Source organism: Sphaerimonospora thailandensis (assembly GCF_016863115.1).
GTDB classification, from domain to species: domain Bacteria; phylum Actinomycetota; class Actinomycetes; order Streptosporangiales; family Streptosporangiaceae; genus Sphaerimonospora; species Sphaerimonospora cavernae.
Genome location: NZ_BOOG01000137.1, coordinates 1 through 1178, shown reverse-complemented (window position 1 = coordinate 1178; position 1178 = coordinate 1). Strand labels below are relative to the sequence as shown.

Here is a 1178-nt window from a genome sequence, read left to right as displayed (position 1 = left end):
ACGGCCGTTCCAAGATCATGAAGTGAGGCCGAGAATGGCGAACGGCCTGCTCATATAGCGGCAGGCCCAGCGGGTGGCTTCGGTGATGTCGGTCCGGCCGGCGAGGCGTAAGGCGCCGACGGCGAGGTTGCGCAGGGAGGCCATTACTCGGGGGCCGGAGCGGGTGCGGGTACGGGAGTGGTCTTCGCGATAGAGGGTGTCTCTGATCCAGTGCAGCACCTCGATACCCCATTGATCTTGGACGTATCGTGCCAGGTGGGCGGGGGTGGCCTGGTCGGGGGCGGGGCTGGCGACGCCGAGTTGGGCGACGGCGGAGATCGGCTTGCCGTGCAGGTCGGTGACATGCCGTTCGATCAGGAAGACCTGGCTGACGTGCGGGAAGGGAAGATCGTCGGGGGCGGGCAGGACCTGGATGGTGCGGGTGGTGATCCGGCCGTGCCCTTTGCCGGTGCTGGTGTGGGCGATCTCGGCGTCTTTCCAGGCCAATACGTCCAGGGCGTCGAACAGCTTGCCGCGGTTCTCCTTGACCGGCAGCACGAAGTGGCCGCCCCGCTCCCGGATCACCTTGGCGGTGGCCTTGACGGTGTGCAGAGCGTCGGCGGTGGTGACCGTGCCGGTCAGGTCCAGGCGTTTCAGCAGGTCGCGGGCGGTGATGGTCTCGCGGGGCTTGGCGCCGTCCACCTCGGCTTGCGCGGCTGTCACGGCCTTGTCCGGCGGTCCCATCACGACCGCGAGCAGATGCCGTTGGGTTCCGTCGTCGTTCTTGGCGCCTCGGACGGTCTTGCCGTCCAGCCTCAGATGGGCAAGCGGCGTCCCCTGTTCGTCTGTCTCGTCGCTGGTGTTCATGCAGGTCAACAGGCTGGTCGTGAGCCAGGTGCCGATCGCGGAGTCCAGCATGTCGGCGTCGGTGTCGGTGAGTATTCGCCAGATCGTGGTCATGCCCGGCGCGGGTGCCGGGGCTGCCCCTGCTCGCATGTAGAGGTTGGCCAGGACCTCGGCGGGGACATCCGCGATCCAGCCGGTAATCGCGCGGTAGCCCGTCATCCCGGCCACGGTCGCCGCCGCGGCCAGGGCGAGCACCGCCGCCACCGGGTGGTCACGCCCTTGATCAGATCGCCCATCGGTTACTCCCCTGAACAGTTCGAGCAGGTCGCCGCATGCTTCGCCAAGGGGGACAC

General features: G+C 67.9%; 1 protein-coding gene. It reads right to left on the bottom strand.

The features are described from left to right. Window positions 1–15: 15 nt before the first annotated feature. On the bottom strand, window positions 16–1178 hold a 1163-nt coding region (locus Mth01_RS29310), incomplete at its 5' end, for an ISAs1 family transposase (RefSeq protein ID WP_204019202.1).